Source organism: Streptomyces spinosisporus, from assembly GCF_022698145.1.
In the GTDB taxonomy this organism is placed as follows: domain Bacteria; phylum Actinomycetota; class Actinomycetes; order Streptomycetales; family Streptomycetaceae; genus Streptomyces; species Streptomyces spinosisporus.
Map to the genome: position 1 here is coordinate 205,722 of NZ_JALDAX010000015.1, position 22,819 is coordinate 228,540.

Consider the following 22,819-nt stretch of genomic DNA (forward strand, 5'->3'; position numbering starts at 1 on the left):
CGGCGCTGACCAGGGCTTTGACGGAAGACCCGCAGGTCAAACGGCAGTTGACAGCCGACGGCTGGGGGCCGGTAGGTTCGGCGGAGTCCACCACCGGACGCCCGACCGGCGAACTTCCTCGCACTTGTCGCAGCGCCGCTGGGTCAGGGACGGTGTGCCGCACCGGAGCACCGCCACTGGGAGCCAGGCTCAGCGCCCGCGCGCGACGAGGGAACGTTCCGGCTGGTCGGGGAGGTGTGACCCGGGTGGGGCCCGGACGCTCAGTAGACAACGGCTTTCGGTCGATCCGCAGCCAGCGGGTCCCAGGTCGGCCCGAAGGGCGCCGGGCCCCCATCCGTAGTGCACAATCGTGCCCGAACAGGCAGTCTTACCCCGCTCTTGTGGAATCGACACCACGATACGCACCTGCTGTCGCGTCATCGCAGGCCGCGGCCACTATGGTGGACCTCTGCGACGGACACGAAGGGGCAGTAGTGAACGACGGTGACGGGACCCTCGCGGAACAGGCCCAGCAGAGGCAGTTCGGCCCGCTCGGCACGGCCTTGGTGATCATTCCGACCTACAACGAGGCGGAGAACATCAAGTCCATCGTCGGCCGGGTGCGCGAGGCGGTCCCCGAGGCGCACGTCCTCGTGGCCGACGACAACAGCCCCGACGGCACCGGCAAGCTGGCCGACGAACTGGCCGCCGGGGACGATCAGGTCCAGGTGCTGCACCGCAAGGGCAAGGAGGGCCTCGGCGCCGCCTACCTCGCGGGCTTCCGCTGGGGCATCGAGCACGGATACGGCGTCCTGGTCGAGATGGACGCCGACGGCTCCCACCAGCCGGAGGAACTGCCCCGACTGCTCACCGCGCTCAAGGGCGCCGACCTGGTCCTCGGCTCCCGCTGGGTGCCCGGCGGCCGGGTGGTGAACTGGCCCAAGAGCCGCGAGTTCATCTCCCGCGGCGGCAGCCTCTACTCCCGTCTCGCCCTCGACCTGCCGCTGCGTGACATCACCGGCGGCTACCGCGCCTTCCGCAAGGAGACCCTGGAAGGCCTCGGTCTCGACGAGGTCGCCTCCCAGGGCTACTGCTTCCAGGTCGACCTCGCCCGCCGTGCGGTCAAGGCCGGCTGCCACGTCGTCGAGGTGCCCATCACCTTCGTCGAGCGGGAACTGGGCGACTCCAAGATGAGCCGCGACATCCTGGTGGAGGCCCTGTGGCGGGTCACGTCGTGGGGTGCGGCAGAGCGGGTCGGCAAGGTACTGGGCCGGGGCAAGAAGGCCTGACGACCGGTCCACGGCGGGACCGAGGGCGGCCCCCGGTGACCTTCGCATCCCCCTCACGGTGCGGTTGATCATCCCCTTATCCCGCACTGAGCCAGGGCCAGGCACACTGGATGCATGACGACTGGTGCTCCGACCCCTGCGCATCCCGCCCGGCCCCGGCGCTCCCGGCTGCGGACCTTCCTGCCGCTGGGTGTCGCGGCCTGGCTGGTGCTGGAGATCTGGCTGCTCATCGTGGTCGCGGGCGCGTCGAGCGGATTCGTCGTGTTCCTGCTGCTGGTCGCCGGGTTCGTGCTCGGCGCGGCGGTGATCAAGAAGGCGGGCCGGCGCGCGTTCCAGAACCTCAACGAGGCGCTGCAGCGCGGCGGAACCCCGCAGAGCAGCGGTGGCAACGGCCTGCTGATGCTCGGCGGTCTGCTCCTGATGATCCCCGGCCTGATCTCGGACGTGGTGGGTCTGCTGCTGCTGATCCCGCCGGTCCAGAAGGCGCTGAGCCGCCTGACCGAGCGCACCCTCGACCGCAGGCTGCGCGAGGCCGCCGCGGGCAGTTTCGGTGACGCCTTCCAGCAGGCCCGCATCCACCGCCCGGACGGCAAGGTCGTCCAGGGCGAGGTGATCAGGGACGAGCCCGGTGACGCGCCTCAGGACCCGCGACCGCCGCTGACGCGCTGACCCCCGCCGTCGTATGCGTGCGTGTGTCGTCCGTTCGACCCCGCCGGTCCTAAGCCGACTTGCGGCTGTCCCGCGGGTGGACCGCGATGTTCATCGCGCCCGAACGGAGAACGGCCAGACGCTCCTCGAGGACCTCTTCAAGTTCCTCGCGGGTACGCCGTTCCATCAGCATGTCCCAGTGCGTACGCGCGGGCTTGGCCTTCTTTTCCTCAGGGCCGTCGCCGTCGACCAGGAGTGCTTGAGCCCCGCAGACCTTGCACTCCCACTCCGGCGGAATCTCCGCCTCGACCGAGAACGGCATCTCGAACCGATGCCCCTTCTCGCATGCGTACTCCACGGCCTGGCGCGGGGCCAGGTCGATACCGCGGTCCGTCTCGTAGCTGGTCACCACGAGGCGCGTGCCGCGAAGAGCTCGCTCACTCATGAATCGTGCCTCCCGGGCTTGTCGCCCACAGGACAGGTGTCGCTGTCGTCGTCATCCGGTCAACGTCCGGTCGGCGGTAAAGATTCCCGTCCCGTGTCGCGATCCGGGTCATGCGTCGCCGTCGTAGCCGCAGCCTTGCTGACCAATGTCGTACCCACCGGCGCCCGGTTTGTCACATCTGCTAGCAGATGTCACCCAGCGTTTCGGCATCTTTGACGCGCAGTAACGGTACGCCTGGCAGGCCAAACGCGTACACTACAGCCCTTTCGTCGTGAGTGCTAAATCCGCTCCGGAACCGGATTGCCCGCATCGAGGACCGCCTGCCGCACCGGAACCCGTGCGAGCAGGGCGAAGCCGATGACGAAGAAGGCGACGAGCGAGATGATCGCGTCACGATAACTTCCCGTCAGCTGGTAGGTGATCCCGAACAGAAGCGGTCCGAGCCAGCTCATTCCCCGATCACTCATCTCGTACGCGGAGAAGTACTCGGCCTCCTTGCCGGGCGGGATCAGATGCGAGAACAGGGAGCGGGACAGGGCCTGGCTGCCGCCCAGGACGAGTCCGATCCCGGACGCCAGGACGAAGAACCACACCGGAGCGCCCGCCGGCAGGAAGTACCCGGCCCCCAGCGTCACCGTCCAGGCCACCAGCGAACCGAGGATCGTGCGCTTGGTCCCGTACGTCCGGGCCAGCCGCCCCATCCCCAGCGCCCCCGCCACCGCCAGCACCTGGACCAGCAGGACGGCGCCGATGAGGGTCGACTGTCCGAGTCCCAGCTCCTCGGAGCCGTAGACCGAGGCCTGGGAGATCACCGTCTGGATGCCGTCGTTGTAGATGAGGTACGCCAGGAGGAAGGCGAGGGTCAGCCGGTGGCGGCGCATGTCGCGCACGGTCGCGGCCAGTTGGCGCAGTCCGGGGGCGGTGGTCCGCCCCGTTCCTCCGGCGCCGCGGTCGCGCAGCCGGCTCAGCGGGACGAGCGTGAAGACGCCCCACCACAGTCCGGCGGTCGCCAGACAGATGCGCACGGCCGTGGTCTCGGAGACACCGAAGGAGTCGTGCCCCATGTACAGCACGAGGTTGACGATCAGGACCAGCGAGCCGGCCGCATAGCCGAAGGCCCAGCCCCGCGAGGAGACCGCGTCGCGATCCTCGGGCGGGGCGATCTGCGGCAGATAGGAGTTGTAGAGCATCGTCGCCACGGACTGCGCCGCGTTCGCGACCACCAGGAGGACGCCGCCGAGCAGATACCGGTCGCCGTCGAGGAAGAACATGCCCGTCGTCGCCGCGGCCCCCGTGTAGGCGGCGGCCCCGAGCAGCGGCTTCTTGCGCCCGGTGCGGTCGGCGGCCGCGCCCACCAGGGGCATCACCAGCACGGCCACGATCACGGACAGGGACACCGAGTACGCGAAGAAGGAGCCGGCCCGCACCGGGACGCCCAGGGGATGGACGAACCCGTCGGTGTCGGCCGCCGACTTGGCCACCGACGTCAGATAGGGGCCCAGGAACACGGTGAGCACGCTCGTCGAGTAGACCGAGCAGGCCCAGTCGTAGAAGTACCAGCCGCGCTGCTCGCGCTTTTGGTCGAAGACTTCCGTCCGCACGGTGTCGGCGCTCACCCGTGCCCTCGCTTCCCCGCTCAAGTGCCGTGCGAAGGCTCGGGGGACAGGCTCCGGATGTTCAGACCCAGACGCCGCGTTCTTCCATGACCTTGCGCAACGTGTCGATGTGATCGGTCATGATGCCATCCACTCCCAGGTCCAGGAGCCGGTGCATGCGCTCGGGTTCGTTGACGGTCCACACATGCACCTGCAGCCCGCGCGCGTGGGCGGTCCGCACGAAGCGGTGGTCGACGACCTGGATGCCGGACTGGGACTCGGGCACCTGGGCCGCGACCGCCGATGCGCGCAGCGCGGCCGGCACTCCCCAGGAGCGCAGCCGGAGGTTGAGCACGCCACGCGTGCCGTACGACGTCGCAAGGCGCGGACCGGCCAGCCGCTGGGCGCGCACCACCCGCGCCTCGGAGAACGAGCCCACGCAGACGCGGTCCCACGCGCGCGTGCGCTCGATCAGGTCCAGGAAGGGGTGCAGCGAGGACTCCGCCTTGAGGTCGACGTTCCAGCGCACCTCGGGGAAGGTCTCGAGCAGTTCCTCGAACAGCGGCACCGGTTCCTTGCCCGCCACGCGCGCGTGGCGCACCTCCTGCCACGGCAGGTCCGCTATGCGCCCCGCTCCGTCGGTCACCCGGTCCAGCGTGGAGTCGTGGAAGGCGACCAGCCTGCCGTCGGCCGTGGTGTGGACGTCCGTCTCGATGTAGCGGTATCCCGCCTCCACCGCCCGCCGGAACTGCAGCGTCGTGTTCTCCAGGCCGTCGGCGGCCCCGCCCCGGTGGGCGAAGGCGATGGGGCCGGGATGGTCGAGATAGGGGTGGCGTATCCGCGTGGTCACGGACGCAGTATCGCTCCCTGCGGTTGCCCCTCGGCAACGACCGTGCTGCCGCCGGATGCCGGCGGGACGTCGAAGACCCTCAGGAACAGCTGGGCGAGCGGGCCGATCGAGACCGCGTACAGGACGGTGCCGACGCCGACGGTGCCGCCGAGGGCGAAGCCGGTCGCGACCACCGCCACTTCGACCGCCGTCCGCATCAGCCGGATCGAACGGCCGGTGCGCCGGTGCAGTCCCGTCATCAGCCCGTCCCGGGGGCCCGGACCGAAGCGGGCGGCGATGTAGAGCCCGGTGGCCACGCCGTTGAGCACGATGCCGGACAGGAGGAGGGGGATGCGTACGGGCAGGGAGTGCACGTCCGGTACGAGCGCGAGCGTGCCGTCCATGGCGAGGCCGACCACGAAGACATTGGAGACCGTGCCAAGGCCCGGACGCTGGCGCAGCGGGATCCACAGGAGCAGTACGGCCGCGCCCACGATGATCGACACGACGCCGATCGTCAGGCCGGTGAGCTCGGCCAGACCCTGGTGCAGCACGTTCCAGGGCTCGAGGCCCAGGCCCGCCTCGACGAGAAGGGCGGAGCTCGCGCCGTAGAGGGCGAGTCCGACGTAGAGCTGGATCAACCGTCGCCCGAGACGGTTCTTCGTTGACAAGAGATTACCCCCCAGTGGTGGTACTGGCCTGACTCGTGACACCCTGTGGCTTGGGTGGAAGCTTCATCCATGGCCAATTCGGGGAAGGTGGACTGATTTCCATGGCGCAGTGGACCTCGGCGATGGGTGCGGCGCAGCTGGCCAGGCTGCTCAACTCCCAGCAGGACCGCCCGGCGGGTCCCGGCACGCGCCGTCCGCCCGCCTATCGGGCGCTGGCCGACGGTATCCGGTTGCTGGTGCTGGAGGGGCGTGTGCCCGTGGCCGCCCGGCTGCCCGCCGAACGCGAGCTGGCCCTCGCCCTGTCCGTCAGCCGCACGACCGTGGCGGCCGCCTACGAGGCGCTGCGCACCGAGGGGTTCCTCGAGTCCCGGCGCGGCGCGGGCAGCTGGACCGCCGTACCGGCCGGGAACCCGCTGCCCGCGCGCGGCCTCGAGCCGCTGCCGCCCGAGGCGCTCGGCTCGATGATCGACCTGGGCTGCGCGGCCCTTCCCGCCCCCGAACCCTGGCTGACCCGTGCCGTGCAGGGTGCGCTGGAGGAGCTGCCCCCGTACGCCCACACGCACGGCGACTATCCGGCCGGGCTGCCCGCCCTGCGCGCGATGATCGCCGACCGGTACACCGCGCGCGGTATCCCTACGATGCCCGAGCAGATCATGGTGACCACGGGAGCCATGGGCGCGATCGACGCGATCTGCCACCTCTTCGCGGGCCGTGGCGAGCGGGTGGCCGTCGAGTCGCCCTCGTACGCCAACATCCTCCAGCTGATGCGGGAGGCCGGGGCGCGGCTCGTGCCCGTGGCGATGGCGGAGGGGCTGACCGGCTGGGACCTGGACCGCTGGCGGCAGGTGCTGCGGGACGCCGCACCCCGGATCGCGTACATCGTCGCCGACTTCCACAACCCGACCGGCGCGCTCGCCGACGACGACCAGCGGCGCCGGCTGGTGGAGGCGGCCCGCTCGGCCGGGACGGTCCTGATCGCCGACGAGACGATGAGCGAGCTGTGGCTGGACGAGGATCTACGGCAGGAGGCGATGCCGCGGCCGGTGTGCGCCTTCGATCCCGCCGGGTCCACGGTGATCACCGTCGGGTCGGCCAGCAAGGCATTCTGGGCGGGGATGCGCATCGGCTGGGTGCGCGCGGCACCGGATGTGATCCGCAGCCTGGTCGCCGCTCGCGCGTACGCCGACCTGGGCACCCCGGTGCTCGAACAGCTCGCCGTGAACTGGCTGTTCAGCACCGGCGGCTGGGAGCAGGCCGTGGAGGTGCGGCGCGGACAGGCCCGGGAGAACCGGGACGCGCTGGTCGCCGCCGTGCGACGGGAGCTGCCCGACTGGGAGTTCGAGGTACCCAGCGGCGGGCTCACACTGTGGGTGCGAACCGGAGGACTGTCGGGCTCGCGGCTCGCCGAGGTGGGCGAACGGGTCGGCGTACGGGTGCCGTCGGGTCCGCGGTTCGGGGTCGACGGCGCCTTCGAGGGCTACGTGCGACTGCCGTTCACCGTGGGCGGCGCGGTGGCCGAGGAGGCAGCGGTCCGACTGGCTGCGGCGGCACGCCTGGTGGAGGGCGGGGCGAGCGGGGGGAGGGGAGGCGCCGCGGACGTTTGTGGCGTAGGTGGCACCCACCCCCGAAGTGACGCGACCTACGGGGCCTCCGCCGCCACGGCCTTGGTGGGCAGTGGCTCCGTCTCTGGCTCCTCCTCCTCGACGGGCGCCTTCTTCATGTCGAGGGGCTTCGCGTCGGTGGGGTTGACGGCGGTGGGTTCGGCGTCGGTGGGTTCGATGTCGTCGGGCTGGGTCTGGAAGCGGTCCGTGTCGAGGGGTTCCGCCTCGACCGGGTCGGTGTGCGCCGGGTCGATCGTCTCCGCCTCCAGCGGTGTGGTCCGTGGTGGCAGCAGGGCCAGTACCGCCTCGCGGTCCGCCTCGCCGGTCTCGTCGTCGTACGGGTCCGGGGTCGAGGGGACCTGGAGCCGGTGCACCGGGCCCGCGCCCAGGCGGGCGTAGCCGCGGCCGGGCGGGACGTCGACGGCCGGGGTCGTGGCGGGGAGGGCGCCGAGCACGCCCGCGAGCTGATCGGCCGTGGCGGGGCCGAGGACGACACGCGCGCGTGTGTGCTGTCGTACGGCGTCGCTCAGGGCGTCGGCGTGGTCGAACTGGTCGGCCACCACGACGGTCACGTTCGCCGCGCGGCCGTGCCGGAGGGGGACCTGGAGGAGGGACTGCGGATCCTTGCGGCCGTCCGCGGCGGCCAGGGGAGCGAAGGCGCTCGGCCGGTCGAGCAGGAGCCACAGGGGACGCCTGGTGTCCTCCGGCGGCGGATGGCCGGCCTGGCGGGCGCGGTTGGCGGCGATCAGCCGGCGCTCGGTCTCGGTGGCGGCCCACTCCAGGCTCGCCAGTGCTCCGGTCAGACCGCACTCGACGGCCAGTACGCCCTTGCGGCCGGTGAAGCACGCGTACTCGCCGGTGCCGCCCTCGACGATCACCACGTCTCCGTGGTGGAGCGCCTGGAGGGCGATGGAACGCAGCAGGCTGGAGGTGCCGCTGCCCGGCTGGCCCATGATCAGCAGATGGGGCTCGGTGGAACGGACACCGGTGCGCCAGACGACCGGCGGGACGTCGCGCTGCTCCTCGCCGTAGGTGAGCGGGAGCGTGCGCCTGACCTGGGTGGGGTCGGTGATGCCGAGCACCGTCTCCCCCGGAGCCGTGACGAATCGCTGGGCGGCGACGTCGGTGGGCAGCGGGGGCAGGACGGTGACGGTGAGGCGGTTGCCCTCCTCGTCCCAGGCGAAGTGGTACTCACGGCCGCGCCCGCACTTGGCGTGCAGCAGCTGCTCGATCCGGGTGCGGGAGTCGATCTCGCCGTCGGTGAAGTAGGCCGGGTAGCGGATCACCAGCTGGGTGACCCGGCCGGATTCGTCGAACGCGTACTCCGGGAACGCCTTCTGCCACTCGCCGCCGTGGGCGTAGAGCGGGGAGGGGTCCCCGGCCAGCGAGAAGTACGGCACCAGGGCCTCGTACAGCGAGTTGAGGCGCTCGGCCTGGGACTCGTCGGGCCCTTCGGGCGCCGGCGGAGTGCGCTGTTCCCGCCCGTGCCAGGCTGCCGCCGCCATCACGGAGATGACGGCGAGCAGCGGGCCGTACGGCAGGAGCGCCACGACCAGGACCACCGAGGCCACCAGGAACAGCAGCGGCCCGCGCCGGTCCTTGGGCGTGTCGGCCCACTTGCGCCGCCCGGCGGCTGCCAGCCGGCGCAGACCACGCGTGATCGAGATCAGCGGGTGGAGGACGTCGGTGGCGCTGTCGGCCGCCGTCCGGGCCAGCTCCCGGCCCCGGGCGATCTGCGCGCTGCCTGTGCTCAGGATGCGAGGGAGGGGGCGCCGGGCCACTGAAGTCTCCTGTCGGTGCGTACGGGCGGGACGGACGGCGTCAGAACTTGATGCCGCCCAGCAGGCTCGCGAGGCTCTCGCCTCCGGCCTTGATGCTCGGCGCGATGGCCGTACTCGCGAGATAGAAGCCGAAGAGGGCCGAGACCAGGGCGTGCGACGCCTTGAGCCCGTCCTTGCGGAAGAAGAGGAAGACGATGATGCCGAGCAGGACCACGCCGGAGATGGACAAGATCATGTGAGTTCTCCTGGTTCACGGGGACAGTCACCATGAGTACTTCCAGGATCACAGCATGCATCCATACTATTAAAGGTGCAATTGGGTGAATTCCGGCGTGTTTCGCTCGGATGGCCGTGGTGTCCTGCACCGCTGAGGACCGGTTCATGCGTACGGCCGGGTCTGCCGTGATCCTTACCTCCGGCGAGACGCGTCATGTGCCGCGGAAGCCAGTACGCTGGCGATTCACCTGAACGGTTGCATGGAAGGCGGTCCGGCCGATGAGCGAAGCCCCCGACCCCGAGGTCGTGGAGCTGGCGACCAAGATCTTCGACCTGGCCCGGCAGGGGCGGACCGAGGAACTGGTGGCGTACGTCGACGCGGGTGTTCCGGCCAACCTCACCAACGACCGCGGTGACTCGCTCGTGATGCTCGCGGCCTACCACGGGCACGCCGACGCGGTGCGCGCCCTGCTCGCCCGCGGCGCCGAGGGCGACCGCATCAACGACCGGGGCCAGACCCCGCTCGCCGGTGCCGTCTTCAAGGGTGAGACGGAAGTGATCGAGGCCCTCCTGGAGGGGGGCGCCGATCCGGCCGCCGGCACCCCGTCGGCCGTCGACACGGCGCGGATGTTCGGCAGGACGGAACTGCTCGACCTGTTCGGCGCACACTGATACGTATGTTCTGACCAGCGAAAACACCAGAAACGGGGGAGGCGGTACAGGGCCGCCGAAATATCGGTCGCGGCAGCACGAAGTGCCGAGTCATCATGACGTCGTGATTCACGGACGCGATGGCTGGGCAGGTGTTGCCGCACCGCGCGGACCGTGATGACGGTCCGCAAGGGCCACCGACGAGAGGCAGAGGAAGATGGTCTACAGCAAGCAAGAGACGGCGGGCGCCCCGACGTTGTGTCACGCGGCCAGGTAGTGCGTGTTCCCCGGTTGCGTCGACGCTTGATGTGAGGCTGTTTCCCATGTTCGATCCGGTCATAGCGCCCAGCGGAACCCTGCTCGGCCTCCTGCAGAGGGGGCGTGGCGACGGCACGCTGCACGCGCTCACCGCACCGCGCGCCGAGGCGCTCGCGGCACTGAACCACTGTGTGCTGCGTGATCCCCGCCACGACTGGCAGGTGGAGAACCGCTCCCTCTACTACGCCCGTCTCTACCTCGACCTGAACGGCGAACTGGACGACATCGAGGCACACCTCTTCGACGTCGAGGACGCCTTCGACACCGAGGAGTGCCGTACGGGCCTGGCCCTCGCCGTCCTCGGTCATCTCGCCTCCTACGGCAGGCGGGACGCGCTCGAACTGCTGCGCAGGTACGCCGCGACGGGCTCCAACTGGGCCTGGGCCCTGGACGAGCTGGCGCTCAGGGACGACGACGCCGGGCTGCGCGCCCTGGCCGCGCCCGTCCTGGCCCGCTTCCCGACCGACGCCGAGGGCGAGGCCGAACTGGCCTGCGTCGTGCGCGACGCCTTCGAGCCCCGGCCGTGGCGGCTGTGGGCCGAGGATCCGCGCGAATCGATCGCCACGCGCGTGCGTGCCGCCCAGGAAGCCGGCTGTTTCGACCGCTGGCAGCGGCAGATGCGACCGTCCGGACCGCGCCCCGGCTGGAGCGTGCAGGCCGTCTTCGAGTGGGCCCAGCAGGGCATCGAGCGCGGCGCCGCACTGCATGTGCCGGCCGCCCGCTGCCTCACGGCGGTGGCAGGCCCCGAGGACCGCACCGAGATCGTGCAGGCCGCCAAGGACGGCACCGACGGAGCCCGCTGCACCGCCCTGCGCTATCTCGCCGACGGCAATGATCCCGACGCCCTCGACCTGATCGAGCAAGCGGTACTGACGGGATCGACGGCCGTCGTGGAGGCCGCCGTCGACGCCTTCGAGCGCATGCGCAGCGTCGCCGCCGTCGACCGGGCCCGCGGCTGGGCCCACCGGCCCGACGCCCTGGGTGCCTCCGCCGGCCGCATGCTCGCCTGCCGCGGCGGCGCCGCCGACAAGGACCTGGTCCTCGCCGCGCTACGGGAAGCCGTGCGGGGCGAGGGACCCGACGCCCCGACCCTGTGGACCCTCGTCGACGGCACCGGACGCCTGGGCATCGCCTGCGCCGCCCCCGTACTGCGGCACATCTATCGCGAGACCGCCTCCTCCCATCTCCGCGGCCGGGCCGCACGCGCCCTGGCCGCCACCGACCCCTCCTTCCCGGCGGGCTTCGCCGTCGAGTGCCTCTGGGACTGCGAGGAGACCACCCGCGAAATCGCCGCCCGGCACGCCGAGACCGGTGACGCCCGCGTCGTCGAGCAGCTCCGCCGGCTCGCCGCCGATCCGGCCGAGGAGGCCGAGGTGCAGACGGCCGTACGCAGTCGGATCACACCCGACGGGCCCGCTGTTTGAGCCAGTCCCGCGCTCATTCTCCGAGCGGCGGCACGGCCGCCGGGTGAACTGCGGATGACCCGCGGGTCAGGCGGTCATGGACACGGCCTGACCTGCTCGGGTGTGCGCAGGAACGCTCACGGGACGTTCATCGTTCGCATAGATCCACGTTGACGCGACCACGTCCAGTGCGGCGAGAACACCGGTATGCGTGTCGTCATCGTGACCGAATCCTTTCCCCCCGACGTGAACGGCGTGGCCCACTGCGCGCTCCAGACCGCCCGGCACCTCGTAGATCGCGGTCACCTCCCGCTCGTCGTCGCTCCGGCCGGCACCGCTCTCGCCGGCCGCGCCGGTACCGGGCCCGACGCCCAGGCGCCGTGCCCCGTCGTCCGTGTCCCCTCCCTTCCGCTCCCGGGCTATCCCCAGGTCCGGGTCGCCCTGCCCAGCCGCCGCCTGGCCGCGGCCGTCGCCGAGCACCGGCCCGACATCGTCCACCTGGCCAGCCCCTTCGTCCTCGGCGTCCGCGGCATGGCGGTCGCCGCCCGATACGGTGTGCCGGCCGTCGCCGTCTACCAGACGGATCTGGCCGGATACGCCCGCACCTACATGGGCGCCGGCGAGGCCGCGGCCTGGCGGCGCATCCGCGCCGTGCACGCCGCCGCCGACCTCACCCTCGCCCCCTCCAGCGCCTCGCTGCGTGACCTGGAGGCCCACGACGTGCCCCGGGTCAAGCTCTGGCCCCGCGGCGTGGACACCGTCCGGTTCCGCCCCGAGCTGCGCGACGCGTCCCTGCGCCGCGAACTCGCCCCGAACGGCGAGCTGATCGTCGGATACGTCGGCCGGCTCGCCCCCGAGAAGCACATCGAGCTCCTCGCCGGCGTGTGCGGGCTCGACGGCGTCAAGGTGGTGATCGTGGGCGACGGCCCGAGCCGGCCGAGCCTGTCCGAGGCCCTGCCGGGCGCTGTCTTCCTCGGCCGCCGCACCGGTGACGACCTCGCCCGGATCTACGCCTCCCTGGACCTGTTCGCCCACACCGGGCCCTTCGAGACCTTCTGCCAGACCGTGCAGGAGGCCATGGCGAGCGGCCTCCCCGTCGTCGCGCCCGCCGTCGGCGGCCCCCTCGACCTGGTCGCCCACGGGCGCACCGGGCTGCTGGTGCCGCCGCGCGACGCCGACGCCGTACGCGAGGCCGTGCGCTCCCTGCTGGCCGACCCGGCCCGGCGGGCCGCCTTCGGTACCACCGCACGCGCCACCGTCGAGGGACGCACCTGGGCGGCGGTGGGCGACCAGCTCATCGGGCACTACGCGGATGTGCTCGCCGCGCGCAGCAGGACGGCGGTGGCGGCATGAGCTCCCTGCGGATCGTGCGCCTGGCGAACTTCGTCGCCCCCGCCTCGGGCGGCCTGCGCACCGCCCTGCGCGAGCTGGGCAAGGGCTTCAGGGCGGCCGGGCACGAGCCCGTGCTGATCGTGCCCGGCGAGCGTGCCGACGACCGCGACACCGAACAGGGGCGCGTCATCACCCTGCCCGGGCCGCTGCTGCCCGGCACGGGCGGATACCGCGTCCTGACCGACAAGCGGCGCGTGGCCCGCGTCCTGGAGGAACTGCAGCCGGACCGGCTCGAGGTCTCCGACCGTACGACCCTGCGCTGGACCGGCAAGTGGGCACGGCGTGCCCGCGTACCCGCCGTGATGGTCTCCCACGAGACCGCCGACGGCGTCCTGCGCACCTGGGGCCTGCCGGAGAACGCCGCCCGGCGTGCCGCCGATGCCCTCAACGTGCGTACGGCACACACGTACGCGCGCGGTGTGCACGACCGAGTTCGCCGAGCGGGAGTTCGTGCGGATCGGCGCCCGCAACGTCGTACGCGCTCCCCTGGGCGTCGACCTCGTGCAGCGGCACCCCGCGCTGCGCGACCCGGGGCTTCGCGCACGGTACGCGCGCGAGGACGAGACCCTGCTCGTCACCTGCACCCGGCTGTCCGTGGAGAAGCGGCCCGGCACGGCGCTGGACGCCCTGGAGTCGCTGCTGCGGCGGGGCAGGCGGGCGGTGCTGGTGGTGGCCGGGGACGGGCCGCTGCGCCCGCGGCTCGAACAGCGGGCGCGCGAGCGCGGGTTGCCGGTCACCTTCCTCGGGCACGTCTCCGACCGCGTCGCCCTGGGCACGCTCCAGGCCTCCGCCGACGTGTGCCTGGCGCCCGGACCCGCCGAGACCTTCGGACTGGCCGCCCTGGAGGCGATGGCCTGCGGCACGCCCGTCGTGGTGAGTACCTCCTCCGCGCTGCCCGAGGTGGTCGGATCCGCCGGGGCCGTCGCGGCGGACCACGGGGACGCCTTCGCGGACGCGGTCGACATGGTCCTCGAACTGCCCGAGCCCGATCGGCGCGGAACGGCACGCGCGCGTGCGGAGTGCTTCAGCTGGAACACGGCCGTGGAGGCGTTCCTCGCCGCACACGACACGACGGTTCCGTCGCGTCCCTTCGTGCCCGGGGGCGTGACATGAGACCGGTGCGTTTCGTCGCTCTCGGGGACTCGCTGACCGAGGGCGTGGGCGATCCCGTCGGGGACGGGTGGCGCGGCTGGGCCGCGCTGCTCGCAGGCGGGCTGGCCGAGGACCCCGTCGAGTTCACCAACCTCGCGGTCAGCGGCGCACAGACCCGCGAGGTGCTGGAACTGCAGACGCCGGCCGGCCTCGAACTGCAGCCGGACATCGCGTCGGTGGTCATCGGCGTCAACGACACCCTGCGCTGCACCTTCGACATCCACGCCGTCGCCGAACGGCTCGACAAGGTCTACGCCGCCTTCACCGGGCAGGGCGCGACCCTGCTCACCGCCTGTCTGCCGGACCCCGGCTCGATGCTGGGGCTGCCGGGTTCGCTGGCCCGTCCGCTGGCCCGGCGGCAGCGAGCGGTCAACCGGGTCGTCCATGCGCTCTCCGACCGCTACTCAGCCGTCCATCTGCACGCGGCCGAGGCCGACTGGATCACGGACCGTGCGATGTGGAGCGCGGACCGGCTGCACCCGGGGGAGCAGGGGCACCGGCAACTGGCCCTGCGCTTCCACGCGTTGCTGGCGCGGGCGGACCGGGCGACGGGCCCGGCTCCCTCGCCCGAACCCGAGTTCCCGGTCCCCACCACCTCGGCGAGCCTGCTGTGGCTGGCCACGGCAGGGACTGCGTGGGTCGCTCGGCGGTGCACCGATCTGCTGCCCCAGCTGCTGCGGCTCGCGGCCGACGAGATGCGGCACCGGGCGCGGGGGACGAGCGCGCGGCTGGACATGCGGGCGGCGGCCGCGGTGTCCGCGGCGCTGGCTGCGGTGTCGGTCGTCGAGCAGCCTGATGTGGCCTAGCGCTGCGCCGGCGTCGGCGCTGGTCGGGTGAGAGGTGGATGGGTGCTGTCGGTGGTGGGCCGGTGCGGGTTCGTCGTGGCTGGTCGCGCGCACGCGGCGGAGCCGCATATCGGATGGGGCCCCGCGCCCTTTAGGGCGTCAGTGGCGCCGTGCGTTGATGAAGCGGACCGGGGTGCCCGGTGCCGCCTGGGCCGCTGCCGGGAGGCCGCCCGGGTGGACCACCGCGATCACCGGGTAGCCCCCGGTGGTGGGGTGGTCCGCCAGGAAGACGACCGGGCGGCCGTCCGGGGGGACCTGGACCGCGCCCAGCACCATGCCCTCGCTGGGGAGTTCGCCCGGGACGGCCCGGTCGAGGGCGGGTCCTTCGGTGCGCAGGCCGATGCGGTTGCTGGCGGAGGACACGCGGTACGTGCGGGACGTGAAGGTGCGCAGGGCCTCCGCCGTGAACCAGTCGTCGCGCGGGCCCGGCGTCACGCGCAGGACCAGCTCGGCGGGGGGAGCCGGCTGCGGAGCGACGTCCACGCGCGCGTGCACGTTCTTCGGCGTCCCCAGGGGAAGCACCGCGCCGTCCGTGAGCGGCGCCGGCCCCAGGCCGGAGAGGAGGTCGGTCGAGCGGCTGCCGAGCACCGGTTCGACGGCGATGCCGCCGGAGACGGCCACATAGCCGCGCACCCCGGAGACGACCGCTCCGACGTCCAGGAGCGCACCGGCGGGCACGCGCACCGGAGCCCCCCAGGCGACCGGCCGTCCGTCCACCGAGACGGGACAGGGGGCGCCCCCGACGGCGACGGTGACGGTCGAACGCGGCCGTACGGCACAGCCGTTGACCGTGGTCTCCAGGACAGCCGCTTCCGGAGGGTTGCCCACCAGCCGGTTGACCAGCGCCGCGGTGGGTTTGTCGAGCGCCCCGGAGCGGGGCACGCCGAGGTGGGCGTGCCCGGGGCGTCCGCGGTCCTGCACGGTGGTCAGTGCCCCGGCCCGTACGACGACGAGTGCCCGGTCCGTCATGAGCCGTCCACCGGGACGAAGCGCACGCGCGTGCCGGGCGACAGAAGCGCGGCCGGTACGCGCGCGTGGTCCCACAGAACGGCGTCGGTGCGTCCGATCAGCTGCCAGCCGCCCGGCGAGGAGCGCGGATACACGCCCGTGTACGGGCCCGCCAGCGCCACCGAACCGGCCGGGACGGCCGTGCGCGGAGTGGCCCGGCGCGGGACGTCGTAGCGCTGCGGAAGGCCGGTGAGGTAGCCGAAGCCGGGCGCGAACCCGCAGAAGGCGACGGTGAATTCGGCGTCCGCATGGATGCGGGCCGCCTCGTGTTCCGGCACACCCCAGTGCGCGGCGACCTCGGCCAGGTCCGGGCCGTCGTAGCGCACCGGGATCTCGATCGCCTCCCGCGCGCGTGGGGGAGCGGGTGGTACCTCGGAGGCGGTCAGTTCCGACGCCAGGCGGACCGGGTCGTCGAGGCCGTCGAGCAGGACGGTGCGGGCCGCGGGAACGATCTCACGGACCGTCAGCAGGCCCTCCGCGCGGCGGCGCAGCAGCTCGGCGTGCAGGGCCTGCGCCTCGTGCCCGGAGGACACCTCGACGAGCAGGGCGCTGTCCCCCACGGGAAGTGCCCTCATGCGAAGGCCTCCACCCTCACGCCCGACTCCTGCAGGCGCCGCCGTACGAGCAGGGCCAGTTCCACGGCGCCCGGTGTGTCCCCGTGCAGACACAGGGACCGCGCGCGTACGTCGACCGGCGCGCCGGAGTGGGAGGTGACCGTGCCGAACCGGGCCAGGCCCACCGAGCGTTCCACCACCACCTCCGGATCGGTGACCACGGCACCGTCCTGGCCGCGCGGCACGAGCGTGCCCTCGGTGGTGTACCCGCGGTCGGCGAACGCTTCCGCGACGGACGTGAGGCCCGCCTTGACGGCGTACTCCAGAAGCCGCGATCCGGGCAGGCCGAGCACGGGCAGGGCGGGGTCGGCGAGTTGCACCCCCTCCACGACCGCGGCGGCCTGCTCCTCGTCGTGCACGACGCGGTTGTAGAGCGCACCGTGCGGCTTGACGTACGACACGCGCGTGCCCGCCGCGCGCGCGAAGACCTCCAGGGCGCCGATCTGGTACGCCACTTCGGCGGCGAGCTCGGCGGGCGGCACGTCCATGGCGCGCCGCCCGAACCCCGCCAGATCCCGGTAGGAGACCTGGGCACCGATCCGCACGCCGCGCTCGGCCGCGAGCTCGCACACCCGCCGCATGGTGGCGGCGTCCCCGGCGTGGAAGCCGCAGGCCACGTTGGCGCTGGTGACGACGGACAGCAGTTGCTCGTCGTCGGTCAGCCGCCAGCGGCCGAAGCCCTCGCCGAGGTCGGCGTTCAGATCGATCGAGGTCATGGATCCTTCGGTTCCTCTCGGGTCACGCCGTGCTGTTCGGATCACGTCGTGCTCTTCGTCGTGCCGCGTGTGCCGCGTACCGGTCCTCAGGCCACGCGGTACTGCTCGTCGCGGGCGTCGGTCAGGAACATCTGCCCCGGTGCGTGAGTGATCGCGAAGGGCGGGCGCGAGGCCATCACCGCCGCCTGCGGGGTCACTCCGCAGGCCCAGAACACCGGGATGTCGTCCGGTTCGGTCTCCACCGGGTCGCCGAAGTCGGGGCGGCCGAGGTCCGCGATGCCGAGCGCCGTGGGATCGCCGCAGTGCACGGGGCTGCCGTGCACCGCCGGGAGCAGGCTGCTCTCCTGGAGCGCCGCCGCGAGGTGCACCGGCGGCACCGGCCGCATGGACACCACCAGCGGACCGTGCAGCCGCCCCGCAGGGCGGCACTGACGGCTGGTCACGTACATCGGGACGTTGCGGCCCTGCTCGATGTGGCGGATGGGGACGCCCGCCCCGGCGAGCGCCCACTCGAAGGTGAAGCTGCAGCCGATGAGGAACGACACCAGATCGTCGCGCCAGTGCGCGCGCACGTCCGTGGGCTCGTCCACCAACTCGCCGTCCTGCCACACCCGGTAGCGCGGCAGGTCGGTGCGCAGGTCCGCGCCGTCCGCGAGGACGGTCGTGACGCCGCCGGCGTCCGTGACGTCGAGCACCGGACACGGCTTGGGGTTGCGCTGGCAGAACAGCAGGGTGTCGTACGCCCAGTCGGCGGGCACCGAGATCAGATTGACCTGGGTGTGTCCGGCCGCGACCCCGGCGGTGGGGCCCGTGAGCCCTTCGCGGAACCGGGCCCGGGCGGTCTTGGGGCTCCACGCGTGCGCGTGCCCGTCGACGGCGGTCAGGGGTCGGTCTTCCGTACGGTTCACGCCAGTTCCCTCCCTCGGGTCTCCGGCAGCCCCAGCAGCGCCAGGGCCGCGATGCCGTAGCCGATCGCGCCGAACACGAGCGCGCCGCCCACGCCCCAGCTGTCGGCGAGGAAGCCGACGGTCGTGGGGAAGACGGCGCCCACGGCGCGTCCGGTGTTGTACGTGAAGCCCTGTCCGGTGCCGCGCACCGCCGTCGGGTACAGCTCGCTCAGGTAGGAGCCGAAGCCGCTGAAGATCGCCGACATGCAGAACCCGAGCGGGAAACCGAGCACCAGGAGCAGGGTGTTGGCGCCCTCGGGGATGTTGGCGTACGCCAGGATGCAGATCGCCGACAGCAGGGCGAACAGCCAGATGTTGCGCCTGCGGCCCAGCCGGTCCGTGAGGTAACCGCCGGTCAGATAGCCGAGGAAGGCGCCGGAGATCAGGAACGTCAGATAGCCGCCGGTGCCGACGACCGACAGGCCGCGGTCGCTCTTGAGATACGTCGGCACCCAGGTGGCGAGCGTGTAGTAGCCGCCCTGGACGCCGGTGGAGAGCAGCCCGGCGAAGATCGTGACGCGCAGCAGGCCCGGCTTGAAGATGGCCGCGAAGGAGCCCTTCTGCGTGCTCTTCTCGCGTACGGCGGCGGCCTCGGGGGCGTCGTGCACGCGGCGCCGCATCCAGATCACCAGCAACGCCGGCAGCGCACCCGTCCAGAACATGATGCGCCAGGCCAGGTCGTCACCGGCGAACGAGAAGACCAGGGTGTAGACGATCGCGGCCAGCGCCCAGCCCACCGCCCAGGAACTCTGGACCGCGCCGAGGGTGCGGCCCCGGTGCCTGGCGCTCGCGTACTCGGCGACGAGGATCGCGCCGACGGCCCACTCGCCGCCGAAGCCGAGGCCCTGCAGGGCCCTGAAGACCAGCAGTGTCTCGTAGTTGGGCGCGAAGCCGCAGGCCACGGTGAAGACCGCGTAGGTGATCACCGTGATCATCAGTGCCCTGACCCGGCCGAACCGGTCCGCCACCACCCCCGCGAGGGCGCCGCCGACGGCGGACACCACGAGCGTGACGGTCGTGAAGAGGCCGGTCTGGCCGCTGTCCAGGCCGAAGTACGCGGCGAGCGCGACCATGCTCAGGGGCAGCGTGAAGTAGTCGTACGAGTCCAGGGCATAGCCGCCGAACGCGCCCGCGAAGGCGCGGCGGCCACGCGGCCCCAGGGCGCGCAACCAGCCCAGCGCGCCGTCGTCGAGGGCGCGTTCATCCGTTCCGGGCTGTGCGGTCAGGGCCTGTGGTGAAGGGGTCGTGCTCATGGGCACCTCGCAGTGGGAGGACGGAGGGTGCATCAGGAGTGAGCCGTGCCGTGCGTGAGCGGTCGGCGCCTCGGGGTGGGGGGACGGCGTCGTTCGTAGCAACGTAGAGGATCGTTCAACGATCCTTCAATACCCATGTTGTTTCGTTCTTGTATCTGCGATTGAATTCCGGGCATGGCAGAGCAGTTGACCGGACTTGCCGACGATCGGGCTCTCCTGGGGCGCACCAGCACCGCCGAGCGCGTCTCGGACATCCTCAGGGGCCGTATCGCCGAAGGGTTCTTCCCACCCGGGACCCGGCTGTCGGAGGACAGCATCGGCGGTGCGCTGGGGGTCTCCCGCAACACCCTGCGCGAGGCGTTCCGCCTGCTCACCCACGAACGCCTGCTCGTCCACGAACTCAACCGGGGCGTCTTCGTCCGGGTCCTGACCGTCGAGGACGTCGAGGACATCTACCGCACCCGCCGCCTCGTCGAGTGCGCCGTCGTCCGCGGCCTCGGCGAACCGCCGTACGACCTGGAGGCGCTCGCCGCGGTCGTCGAGGAGAGCCGGAAAGCGGCCCGGGAAGGTGACTGGAAAGGAGTGGGTACGGCCAATATCCACTTCCACCGCGAACTCGTCGCCCTCGCCGGCAGCGCCCGCACCGACGAGCTGATGCGCAGCGTCTTCGCCGAACTGCGCCTCGCCTTCCACGTCGTGGACGACCCCAGACGGCTCCACGAGCCCTACCTCGCCCGCAACCGCCAGATCCTGCAGGCCCTGCAGGCCGGCGACCGCACGGAAGCCGAGAAGCTGCTCGCGACCTACCTCGACGACTCCCTGGAACGCGTCGTCGACGTCTACCGCAGAAGGGTCGGAGAGGGCGAAGCCCTCCTCTGAGGAGACGACTCGCCACTGGTTGGTCGCCGCCCCGCCGACGGACGGCAATCCGGGTCGTTTGGGTCGTTGTCAGACCCAGGACCTAGTCTGTGCACCGTGACTTCGCCTGCTTCGACGGACCGTGTTCCGCCCCAGCTCAGCGCGGGGCCGCGCCCCGCACCGGGCCCGGCCGCCGACGAGGGACTGGCGCGGCGCCTGCGCGCGCTCGCCTGCACCGCACCGCTGCACGACCTCGACGCGCGCAAGGCCAACCTCGCAGGCGAGTACTCGGTCTACGGCATGGCGGAAGTGGCCCTCGCCGCCATCGACCTGGTCACACTGAACATGGACTTCGACACGGGCGCCGACCACGACCAGATAGTGGCCCGGCTCATCCCGCGCATCGCCGCCCAGGCCCCGCAGCGGCCCGTCGCCGAGCACGAGCGCGTGGCCCGCTGGGTCCTGGAGAACCTGATCAACGTCGGCAGCGTCGACCGCGGCTTCAGGGCGGTCTACGGCACCTTCACCACCGACGGCAGCTACGTCCGCCGTGACTACGACTTCAAGCTGATCGAGGAGGTGCCCGGCCCCGGCGGCACCGTGTACCTCCGCACGACGGACGAGGCGGTCAACGTCCTGGTCGGCGCCCTGGACACGGACGTCACGAGCGCCCAGATCGCCGCCGAGGTCAAGCTGGAGGTCCTGATCAACAGGGGCCGCCTCGCCGACGCCCAACTCGCGGCCGAACAGGCCCGCTACCGCACGGTGCAGTATTCGGAGACCCTGCGCCGGGCCCTCGACGCGACCCGGCGCAACGTCCGGGCGGTGGACTGGCTGAACGCCGTGCCGGACATGATCGCCGAGGCCCTGGACCACGTCGCCGACCGCTACCGCCACGAGAACGCGATCCTCACCAACATCCGCAAGGCCCGCGACGAGACCGAGGACCCCGAGCACAAGCGGCGCGCGGCCGAGCTCGTGGACATCGTGAAGGACTGCATCCGCAGGCACACCCAGCTCCAGTCACGACTGCTGGAGGCCGGACCACTGTTCCGCGCCGAACAGGACCGGCAGGCCTTCGCCACCCCCCTGGCCTCGTCGGAGATCGACCTCTACGGCCATCTCCTCGCCCCGGTCCTGCCGTTGCCGCTGGAGCAGGCCGTCCGGGTCACGGACGCGTTCTTCGCGCGCGGGACGGGCCTGCGCACACCGGTGTCCGTCCGGGTGTCGGACCTGGTCGACATCCTGCTGACCCCGCCGGTGGAGCGGGAGCATCTGGGCGCCGAGATGCCGGAGCCGGACCTCATCGCCACGCCGGACGACAGCCGGTTCAGCGAGGAGCAGCTGGCCGCGGCCACCGAGTTGCTGGATCTGCCGGCGGACGCCCCGCGCCGGCTGTCGGGACTGCTCGCCGAAGCGCGCCGCCGGGACCCCGATCTGCCGTATCTGGTCGCCTTGTTGGCCGTGCACGCGGCCAGCCCCGCCGTGGGCACGGCCTACCGCCAGGGCGAACAGAAGCTGCTGTTCGCCGTGGACGACGGGACGGAGCTGGACGACCCCGAGTTCGGCGGCGCCGACCTGATCGTCGGCACGGCACTGCTGGACGCGGCGGGCATGGCGGCCGACAGGACGGAGGCGGCGTGACCGGCCCCGGGCAGCGTACGTACGAGTGTGAGCGCATCAAGGAGCGACAGCCGTGACCGAGCACGTCGAGTGGAGTGAGCCGGACAGCGGTGCGGCGCCGCCGGCCGGCAGCGCCGTCACGCCCGCCGACACCGCCGACGCCGCGCGCCTGGTCGCGTTCGGGCTGCAGCCCAAGCTGCAGCCCGCGCGGGACCAGGAGTACGCCGAGCTGCTGCGCCGCTACCGCGAGGACCCGCCGTTCGCACGGCTCGCGGACGCCGTGGCCACCGGGCTCGGACTCGTGGTGCTGGAGGTCTCCCCGCGCGCGGGGATGGCCGTCACGGCCGCCGAGGACTCGGTGTTCGCCGTCCGCATGGGCGACTACGCCCGTCGTACGTCCGCCGACGGCGGCGACCGCTTCCTGCACGGCCTGGCCCATCTCGCCATCGCCGCCATGGCGTTCCCGCGCCCCGAGGACCTGGCCGACGACGGATACATCGGACGAGTCTCCGTCAACGGCGTCGACACCTTCGTACGACAGGCCTGCCGCCGCCTGGAGGAGCGTGCGGAGCAGCACGGCGACAACACCGACCCGGCCACCGACGCACCCGGCCTGGAGGCCGCGTGGCGGATCTGGGTCAGACGCAGCGCGACCGGCGCCACCAAGGACGCACGCAGACTGGCTGGTTCCACCACCGGCATCGTCGGCAAGGCCGCCGCGTTCCTGACCGACTCCGGCTTCCTGCAGCGCACCGGCGACGACAACGGCGGCACGTACCGCACGACGTCGCGCTACCAGCTCCAGGTCCGGGACATGGCGGGCAGCGCTGCGATGGCCGAGCTGCTGGAGCTGGGCGTCGTCCCGGTCACCGACGGCACACCGACGCTGCTGCCCGCCCAGGACACCGACGACCTCGAGCTGGCCGCCGACGCCGGACTGCCGTTCCACTCGTCCCGCTCCTGAACCTCCCCCACCTGCCGAAGA

At 72.1% G+C, this 22,819-nt stretch carries 20 protein-coding genes and 2 pseudogenes; 11 read left to right on the top strand and 11 right to left on the bottom strand.

Annotation, left to right across the window (positions count from 1 at the left end):
* Positions 1-473 precede the first annotated feature (473 nt).
* Both MQN93_RS32615 and fxsA read left to right on the top strand, forming a co-directional pair.
* On the top strand, positions 474-1,268 hold the full coding sequence (locus tag MQN93_RS32615; protein WP_242712381.1) for a polyprenol monophosphomannose synthase: 795 nt from the start codon (positions 474-476) through the stop codon (positions 1,266-1,268).
* A gap of 114 nt (positions 1,269-1,382) precedes the next feature.
* On the top strand, positions 1,383-1,937 hold the full coding sequence (gene fxsA / locus MQN93_RS32620; protein WP_016434161.1) for an FxsA family membrane protein: 555 nt from the start codon (positions 1,383-1,385) through the stop codon (positions 1,935-1,937).
* Positions 1,938-1,986: 49 nt separating this feature from the next.
* Here fxsA and MQN93_RS32625 read toward each other — a convergent pair whose 3' ends face one another.
* The 4 genes from MQN93_RS32625 to yczE all read right to left on the bottom strand — a co-directional run bounded on the left by MQN93_RS32625 (position 1,987) and on the right by yczE (position 5,456).
* Positions 1,987-2,361, bottom strand: coding sequence for an RNA polymerase-binding protein RbpA (locus tag MQN93_RS32625; protein ID WP_003977404.1), 375 nt, complete (start codon positions 2,359-2,361; stop codon positions 1,987-1,989).
* 278 nt (positions 2,362-2,639) lie between these two features.
* The gene (locus tag MQN93_RS32630) at positions 2,640-3,977 is read right to left on the bottom strand and encodes an MFS transporter (protein ID WP_242712382.1); all 1,338 of its coding nucleotides are present in this window, start codon (positions 3,975-3,977) and stop codon (positions 2,640-2,642) included.
* A 61-nt stretch (positions 3,978-4,038) separates the two neighbouring features.
* Complete coding sequence (locus tag MQN93_RS32635; RefSeq protein ID WP_242712383.1) at positions 4,039-4,806, bottom strand: glycerophosphodiester phosphodiesterase family protein; 768 nt, start codon at positions 4,804-4,806, stop codon at positions 4,039-4,041.
* Positions 4,803-5,456 (bottom strand): membrane protein YczE, encoded by a 654-nt coding sequence (gene yczE / locus MQN93_RS32640; RefSeq protein WP_242712384.1) that lies wholly within the window; start codon positions 5,454-5,456, stop codon positions 4,803-4,805. The genes MQN93_RS32635 and yczE overlap by 4 nt, the downstream gene beginning before the upstream one ends.
* A 101-nt stretch (positions 5,457-5,557) precedes the next feature.
* Here yczE and MQN93_RS32645 point away from each other — a divergent pair.
* Positions 5,558-7,067: pseudogene (locus tag MQN93_RS32645) on the top strand (SCO1417 family PLP biosynthesis transcription factor).
* A 28-nt stretch (positions 7,068-7,095) separates the two neighbouring features.
* On the opposite strand, the gene MQN93_RS32650 reads toward MQN93_RS32645, so the two are convergent.
* Positions 7,096-8,838, bottom strand: a complete 1,743-nt coding sequence (locus MQN93_RS32650; protein ID WP_242712385.1) for an ATP-binding protein — start codon at positions 8,836-8,838, stop codon at positions 7,096-7,098.
* A 40-nt stretch (positions 8,839-8,878) separates the two neighbouring features.
* Positions 8,879-9,073 (bottom strand): hypothetical protein, encoded by a 195-nt coding sequence (locus MQN93_RS32655; protein WP_016434155.1) that lies wholly within the window; start codon positions 9,071-9,073, stop codon positions 8,879-8,881.
* 260 nt (positions 9,074-9,333) lie between these two features.
* Between MQN93_RS32655 and MQN93_RS32660 the strand changes: the two genes are divergently transcribed.
* From MQN93_RS32660 to MQN93_RS32680, 5 genes and pseudogenes are all read left to right on the top strand, one after another.
* Positions 9,334-9,726, top strand: coding sequence for an ankyrin repeat domain-containing protein (locus tag MQN93_RS32660; protein ID WP_016434154.1), 393 nt, complete (start codon positions 9,334-9,336; stop codon positions 9,724-9,726).
* Between the two features lie 302 nt (positions 9,727-10,028).
* Positions 10,029-11,447 carry a HEAT repeat domain-containing protein gene (locus MQN93_RS32665; protein ID WP_242712386.1) on the top strand — a complete coding sequence of 473 codons (1,419 nt, stop codon included), beginning with the start codon at positions 10,029-10,031 and terminating at the stop codon, positions 11,445-11,447.
* Positions 11,448-11,633: 186 nt separating this feature from the next.
* The gene (locus MQN93_RS32670; RefSeq protein ID WP_242712387.1) at positions 11,634-12,779 is read left to right on the top strand and encodes a glycosyltransferase family 4 protein; all 1,146 of its coding nucleotides are present in this window, start codon (positions 11,634-11,636) and stop codon (positions 12,777-12,779) included.
* Positions 12,776-13,931: pseudogene (locus MQN93_RS32675) on the top strand (glycosyltransferase). Before MQN93_RS32670 ends, MQN93_RS32675 begins: the two are co-directional and overlap by 4 nt.
* The gene (locus tag MQN93_RS32680; protein ID WP_242712388.1) at positions 13,928-14,776 is read left to right on the top strand and encodes an SGNH/GDSL hydrolase family protein; all 849 of its coding nucleotides are present in this window, start codon (positions 13,928-13,930) and stop codon (positions 14,774-14,776) included. Before MQN93_RS32675 ends, MQN93_RS32680 begins: the two are co-directional and overlap by 4 nt.
* Before the next feature lie 138 nt (positions 14,777-14,914).
* Here MQN93_RS32680 and MQN93_RS32685 read toward each other — a convergent pair whose 3' ends face one another.
* The 5 genes from MQN93_RS32685 to MQN93_RS32705 form a co-directional block, all read right to left on the bottom strand.
* Positions 14,915-15,784: a 5-oxoprolinase subunit C family protein gene (locus tag MQN93_RS32685; RefSeq protein WP_242712389.1), complete on the bottom strand. Its 870-nt coding sequence runs from the start codon at positions 15,782-15,784 to the stop codon at positions 14,915-14,917.
* Positions 15,781-16,398, bottom strand: a complete 618-nt coding sequence (gene pxpB, locus MQN93_RS32690; protein ID WP_242712390.1) for a 5-oxoprolinase subunit PxpB — start codon at positions 16,396-16,398, stop codon at positions 15,781-15,783. Before pxpB ends, MQN93_RS32685 begins: the two co-directional genes overlap by 4 nt.
* The gene (locus tag MQN93_RS32695; protein ID WP_242712391.1) at positions 16,395-17,153 is read right to left on the bottom strand and encodes a LamB/YcsF family protein; all 759 of its coding nucleotides are present in this window, start codon (positions 17,151-17,153) and stop codon (positions 16,395-16,397) included. The genes pxpB and MQN93_RS32695 overlap by 4 nt, the downstream gene beginning before the upstream one ends.
* 86 nt (positions 17,154-17,239) lie before the next feature.
* On the bottom strand, positions 17,240-18,061 hold the full coding sequence (locus MQN93_RS32700; RefSeq protein ID WP_242712392.1) for a putative hydro-lyase: 822 nt from the start codon (positions 18,059-18,061) through the stop codon (positions 17,240-17,242).
* Positions 18,058-19,353, bottom strand: a complete 1,296-nt coding sequence (locus MQN93_RS32705) for an MFS transporter (protein WP_016434145.1) — start codon at positions 19,351-19,353, stop codon at positions 18,058-18,060. Before MQN93_RS32705 ends, MQN93_RS32700 begins: the two co-directional genes overlap by 4 nt.
* A 174-nt stretch (positions 19,354-19,527) precedes the next feature.
* Here MQN93_RS32705 and MQN93_RS32710 point away from each other — a divergent pair, with 174 nt between their 5' ends.
* The 3 genes from MQN93_RS32710 (at position 19,528) to MQN93_RS32720 (ending at position 22,798) form a co-directional block, all read left to right on the top strand.
* Entirely contained in the window at positions 19,528-20,232 is a 705-nt protein-coding gene (locus MQN93_RS32710; protein ID WP_242712393.1) for a GntR family transcriptional regulator, read from the top strand.
* A 96-nt stretch (positions 20,233-20,328) separates the two neighbouring features.
* Positions 20,329-21,855: a hypothetical protein gene (locus MQN93_RS32715; protein ID WP_242712394.1), complete on the top strand. Its 1,527-nt coding sequence runs from the start codon at positions 20,329-20,331 to the stop codon at positions 21,853-21,855.
* 52 nt (positions 21,856-21,907) lie between these two features.
* The gene (locus MQN93_RS32720) at positions 21,908-22,798 is read left to right on the top strand and encodes a hypothetical protein (protein WP_242712395.1); all 891 of its coding nucleotides are present in this window, start codon (positions 21,908-21,910) and stop codon (positions 22,796-22,798) included.
* The last annotated feature ends 21 nt before the right edge of the window (positions 22,799-22,819 follow it).

What these genes read in the sequence shown, in the direction of transcription:
- MQN93_RS32625 (WP_003977404.1), bottom strand. Translation starts at nt 2,361, where the DNA reads ATGAGTGAGCGAGCTCTTCGCGGCACGCGCCTCGTGGTGACCAGCTAC.
- fxsA (WP_016434161.1), top strand. Translation starts at nt 1,383, where the DNA reads ATGACGACTGGTGCTCCGACCCCTGCGCATCCCGCCCGGCCCCGGCGC.
- MQN93_RS32695 (WP_242712391.1), bottom strand. Translation starts at nt 17,153, where the DNA reads ATGACCTCGATCGATCTGAACGCCGACCTCGGCGAGGGCTTCGGCCGC.
- MQN93_RS32705 (WP_016434145.1), bottom strand. Translation starts at nt 19,353, where the DNA reads ATGAGCACGACCCCTTCACCACAGGCCCTGACCGCACAGCCCGGAACG.
- MQN93_RS32670 (WP_242712387.1), top strand. Translation starts at nt 11,634, where the DNA reads ATGCGTGTCGTCATCGTGACCGAATCCTTTCCCCCCGACGTGAACGGC.
- pxpB (WP_242712390.1), bottom strand. Translation starts at nt 16,398, where the DNA reads ATGAGGGCACTTCCCGTGGGGGACAGCGCCCTGCTCGTCGAGGTGTCC.
- MQN93_RS32655 (WP_016434155.1), bottom strand. Translation starts at nt 9,073, where the DNA reads ATGATCTTGTCCATCTCCGGCGTGGTCCTGCTCGGCATCATCGTCTTC.
- MQN93_RS32710 (WP_242712393.1), top strand. Translation starts at nt 19,528, where the DNA reads ATGGCAGAGCAGTTGACCGGACTTGCCGACGATCGGGCTCTCCTGGGG.
- MQN93_RS32665 (WP_242712386.1), top strand. Translation starts at nt 10,029, where the DNA reads ATGTTCGATCCGGTCATAGCGCCCAGCGGAACCCTGCTCGGCCTCCTG.
- MQN93_RS32685 (WP_242712389.1), bottom strand. Translation starts at nt 15,784, where the DNA reads ATGACGGACCGGGCACTCGTCGTCGTACGGGCCGGGGCACTGACCACC.
- MQN93_RS32680 (WP_242712388.1), top strand. Translation starts at nt 13,928, where the DNA reads ATGAGACCGGTGCGTTTCGTCGCTCTCGGGGACTCGCTGACCGAGGGC.
- MQN93_RS32660 (WP_016434154.1), top strand. Translation starts at nt 9,334, where the DNA reads ATGAGCGAAGCCCCCGACCCCGAGGTCGTGGAGCTGGCGACCAAGATC.